This window comes from Sphingobacterium sp. UBA7253, from assembly GCF_002472745.1.
Classification (GTDB): Bacteria; Bacteroidota; Bacteroidia; order Sphingobacteriales; family Sphingobacteriaceae; genus Sphingobacterium; species Sphingobacterium siyangense.
This window is the reverse complement of the sequence record NZ_DKSP01000145.1, coordinates 1-4,435: the sequence shown is the minus strand read 5'-3', so window position 1 is coordinate 4,435 and position 4,435 is coordinate 1. Positions and strand designations below refer to the sequence as shown.

The 4,435-nt window shown below is 36.6% G+C and carries 6 protein-coding genes; 4 read left to right on the top strand and 2 right to left on the bottom strand.

The genetic code is table 11. The annotated features are described in order from the left end of the window. Positions 1–668 (bottom strand): hypothetical protein (locus B2X72_RS14995; RefSeq protein WP_286850317.1); only part of this gene is annotated, 668 nt, incomplete at its 3' end. Positions 669–679: 11 nt separating this feature from the next. Next, positions 680–1,063, bottom strand: coding sequence for a hypothetical protein (locus tag B2X72_RS14990; RefSeq protein WP_286850316.1), 384 nt, complete (start codon positions 1,061–1,063; stop codon positions 680–682). A 937-nt stretch (positions 1,064–2,000) separates the two neighbouring features. Between B2X72_RS14990 and B2X72_RS14985 the strand changes: the two genes are divergently transcribed. The 4 genes from B2X72_RS14985 to B2X72_RS14970 all read left to right on the top strand — a co-directional run bounded on the left by B2X72_RS14985 (position 2,001) and on the right by B2X72_RS14970 (position 4,271). Next, positions 2,001–2,237, top strand: coding sequence for a helix-turn-helix domain-containing protein (locus B2X72_RS14985; protein WP_286850312.1), 237 nt, complete (start codon positions 2,001–2,003; stop codon positions 2,235–2,237). Positions 2,238–2,245: 8 nt separating this feature from the next. Then, the gene (locus B2X72_RS14980) at positions 2,246–2,710 is read left to right on the top strand and encodes a hypothetical protein (RefSeq protein ID WP_286850310.1); all 465 of its coding nucleotides are present in this window, start codon (positions 2,246–2,248) and stop codon (positions 2,708–2,710) included. A gap of 17 nt (positions 2,711–2,727) precedes the next feature. After that, entirely contained in the window at positions 2,728–3,600 is an 873-nt protein-coding gene (locus B2X72_RS14975; protein WP_286850308.1) for a GIY-YIG nuclease family protein, read from the top strand. A gap of 62 nt (positions 3,601–3,662) precedes the next feature. Further along, positions 3,663–4,271 carry a hypothetical protein gene (locus tag B2X72_RS14970; RefSeq protein ID WP_286850306.1) on the top strand — a complete coding sequence of 203 codons (609 nt, stop codon included), beginning with the start codon at positions 3,663–3,665 and terminating at the stop codon, positions 4,269–4,271. The last annotated feature ends 164 nt before the right edge of the window (positions 4,272–4,435 follow it).

The following is a 4,435-nucleotide window of genomic DNA, read 5'->3' as shown; positions in this document are numbered from 1 at the left end:
GATTCTACTCCATAAGTCAATGTAGCATCTCCCACCTGCTGAAAATCTTCAACCATCTTTTGAGCAATTCCTGCCGAATATTTAGATTTCATCGGATTTTCATCGAGTCGGCATCGGGTTTTGATCGGTGTGGCTCGATGAGATCCCGATGAAAACTCGATGCCAATAGCATGAAAGGCAGAAGCTGGGGCGAAGTTGGTCAGGCAAAAGTCCGAAGAAGGTGATACCTCTCCCCCTCTTCGACTGACCTTTGGCTCGGCTTCGAGACTTCTTTGGGACATGGTCGAGACAGGCTTGGCACCCCTTTGGCTCTGCTTCGGCAAGGCTTCGAGTACGCTTCGACTCCAACCCGAAGCATAGTCGAACAGCAGTCGAAGCATTCCCGAAGAAGAGGCGACGCTGGTACGACGCAGTGTCGAAGGATCCTCGAACAAAACCCGAAGGCTGCCCGAAGAACTAGCTGTTATAATTTGATTTTGAGCGCTAATCTTACAGCGCTTTTTTAGCCGGATCGAAGTACCTTTAAAGTACGTTTTTCCTTGTCTAATTTTGTTACGCAAATCTTGCGTAATTAGTACTATATCTGTGCTTAAGTAGTGCTTCACAGGTACTTGAAATATATAGGTTATATAGCCCTTTAATAAGGCTAAAAATTTCAGGATATTCATTATTTAGTTTATTAGTGGTTTTGAGAAAGCTGATAAAAAAAATCGTAGATTTCCTTGCTACTTTCGAGTTCACAGGCGATGAATCTATTGCTTCGGAGAAAAGAAATTTCTACCCCTGTCAGATTAATCTTTTTGTAATGAATCAGAAAGTAGGCCATTACCATGCGAAATAATGCCACGGAGAAGTTTTGTACGTCCGCTGTACTGATAGTAGGATTAACTCCCCTTTCTCGATCGAAATAAACAGTCAGCAATTCTACTAGATGATTGCGACAACTGTCCATGTCATACCTGGTCCAAAAATCTTTGATACATGCTACTGGATCATACTCCAGATGATGGATTTCGTACATCGCCAGATCAAAGGCGACAAGTTTCTTTAAAAGCTCTTTCATTTATTTGGCTTTTGAGGGCGTGTATTTGCATAGTTTCTTTGGAAAAAAAGGATAAAACACCCCCCTATCGAGCTCAAAGTCCCAATGCAGCCTACACTGTTAAAAAATTTATTAACTAAACCTCAGAATGCCGTTTTACTCTTAATTACTCGGTTATATATGGTTCGTCACGGACATCCACAATGATTGGAAGGACCGACCCTTTGTTGTATCACAACAATATGTTGAATAGAAATTTGTCTTCAACGAAAAGTTTGACTAAATTTAAGCTGCGAAACAATTATTTAGAACAAGCCATCTTCTTTGCCTTTTTTCTCTATTTATATATTGATAAGGGTCGGTGGCAGATACGCTTAAGGAGAATTTGGCTATTCGCGTGAATAAGCCATACTAAGCCATTTTATTGGCTCCTCTCCTTTTACGTACTGTATATTATAATTGTGTCTAATCCGGCGCGCGGATTAAGTTTTTGAAGTGCTGCTTGGCGGAATACCGAATGAATTGAGACGGGATTCGGTACCACGGAGAGAAAGTTTTATTTAACATCGTTATCATAATTTTATCTATTTATGATGAACGTCGTTATCTTAATGAGTACCGTTGACTTGTTTAGGTTAGCTAAGCAAGGAGCGGCTTCACACTTTGAACCCAGGGGAGCTAACCCTTGTCACCTCTACATCTGCAAGAGATTTCGAAAATGACATCGCCAAAGCTACACGTGAAACCGCCCACATGCCACATATATCAAAAGTATTAAAACTTTTTGAACACACAAAAGCATGGAGCGATCTACACGGGTTCTCTCGGCGAATTTTTAGCTCTGTTCGGGTACGAGAAAACGTCGTTCATCAAGGTTATTTACCTCGAATATTAAATCGTCCACACAAATATAATAATAAATACCAAGTGTGGCAATAAAACCACAAAATATATTTCCATGATTGAAGACAAACATTCAAAAACCTACAAAACAATAGGAAAGAATTTAAGAAAAAGAAGAAAAGAGCTGGATTTAACTCAAGATGAAGTAGCTGAAAGAATCGCTAAAATGGACAGGTCAAAAATTAGCGATATGGAAAACGGAAAGGAAGATTTTGTTTTTTCCAAACTTTTAAATCTTTGTGAAGCTTTGGATTTAACTGTACTCGATGCTTTAAAGGAAGAAGATTTATAACTGTTTATATGTGTCCATTAATTAACTTTTTATCTACTAATTTTTCAGGACTAGCAACAATCACTGCCGCTTTGATTGCTGGTCTTATCGCTAATAAATACCAGAGAGGAAACTTAAAAATATCTCACGAAAAAATGGAGAAAGAACTTTTTAAGGAATTTAATGAACGATACGATAAATTAAACGACAAATTGTCAGAATTAAATGTCGATTTAGACATAACGGCTCTACGTGAAGACTACTACATTGATTTACAAAAGAATATAATTGACTATTTTAATCTATGTGCGGAGCAATACTATTGGTATAAGAAAGAACGAATTTCTAAAGAAATATGGGATAGCTGGCACTCCGGTATGATGTATTATTACAAAACGTTTCCAGTTGTTCAAGAGTTATGGGAAAAAGAAACAGAAGGAGATAAATACAAATCCTATTACCTTACTAAAAAACAAGGCTTCTTTGAAGTTTAATTATCTATAAACTTAAAATGCAAAAAAGAGGAATAACCGTAACCAATTATCTAGCATCGGGCAATCCCGAAGGTATAATTTTTTCATATATGTCCAATTGGACTGGCCAAGCAATCAAAATACCTAGAAACCTATTTTTGGAGGCTAAAGAGTTGCCGGAACTAAAGAAGCCTGGTATCTACTTCCTTTTCGGTCAAAACGATGAAAACCCAGATGATAAACTGGTCTACGTCGGAGAAGCAAATTCTTTAGCAGATAGAATTGGGCAACATTTTAGGAATACCGATCAATCATTTGAATTGATAGTGTGCTTCTGTTCAAAAGATGAAAACCTCACAGTATCACATACTAAGTATTTGGAGCAAAAAACTATCTCAAAGATTAGCAAGTCAAGTGAGTATCGATTAACCAATAAGACTATTGGTACAACCGTTAATCTCCCAATAATGGTAAGGGACGAAATGGATACTTATTTCGAAAATATGCAAATTATACTCCCGACGTTAGGCTATTCTGTATTGACCCATGATGACAGGTTGGATAAAAAATCCCGATTGCCAACTATAGAATATTCATTATCCATGAGTGGAATTACAGCGAAAGCTGTATTAACCTCAAATGGTATTGAAGTATTAAAGGGCAGTGAAATGAGCAAGAAGCAGTACAAAGCGCTGTCTGGGACTTATGGAAACCTGAGAAATACACTTTTAGACAAAGGGGTTGTGATATTAAAAGATGGTAAGAATATTTTTAATGAGAATTATGAGTTTTCAAGCCCTTCAACGGCTGGTGCTGTTATACTGGGATATTCGGTTAATGGTCGTACAGCATGGAAAGATAAAAATGGAGTTACGATTAAGGGGAATGAGGAGCTAAAGATTGGAAATTAATTAATAACATTGATCTTTAAGTGACTACTCTTTATAGCTGTCACAACTTAAAAGCTTAAAATATGGCTCTCAATAATACAATAGAATTAGCAAGGTGGTTCGACGATAAAGGTAATAAAAAGATAGTCACCATTAAGCAATATCAGGACTTAATAGCAGCAAATGACAAAGCGCGAATTTCAGAATTTATTTATAACAGGCTATATAGTCGTTATTTAAAACATTTTTTCTATACTGAATCCCATTATAAAACACAATACAAAAATGGCTTTTCAATTATGGCAAACTGTTGTTTATTAATCGAAACTTTACAATCATTTAAAAATGGGTGGGGTGATAGTGATAGAAAATCTGCAGCTGCTTTTACACAATTTCTCTCAACCGAGAAAAACTTCAACGTCTTATCTAATAGAGCCCGAGAATTCTATTCAAACGTCCGTTGCGGCATTTTACATCAAGGGGAAACAACTGGTGGGTGGAGAATAAAAAGAATTGGAAAAAATCTATTTGATAACACAAACCTTACTATAAACAGTGTCAAATTTGCTAAAGAGCTCAATATTTCCCTTAAAAAATACTCTAAAGACCTAGAAAATTCTGCATGGGATGATGAAATTTGGAATAATTTCAGAACTAAAATGAGAAAAATTATTGCAAATTGCGAGAGGTAAAATCAATAATTTATTAAATTCCAATATTTTTGGATATAATGTCGATGTTGACCCCTCCGCTGGACATATTGACCCCTCTATCAAGGCTTTCTTCAGTCCAACTGATGACCTGACAATATTACTTCTTTTTTCTTAGACTTTCACCTTTATTATGGAAAGCTTTC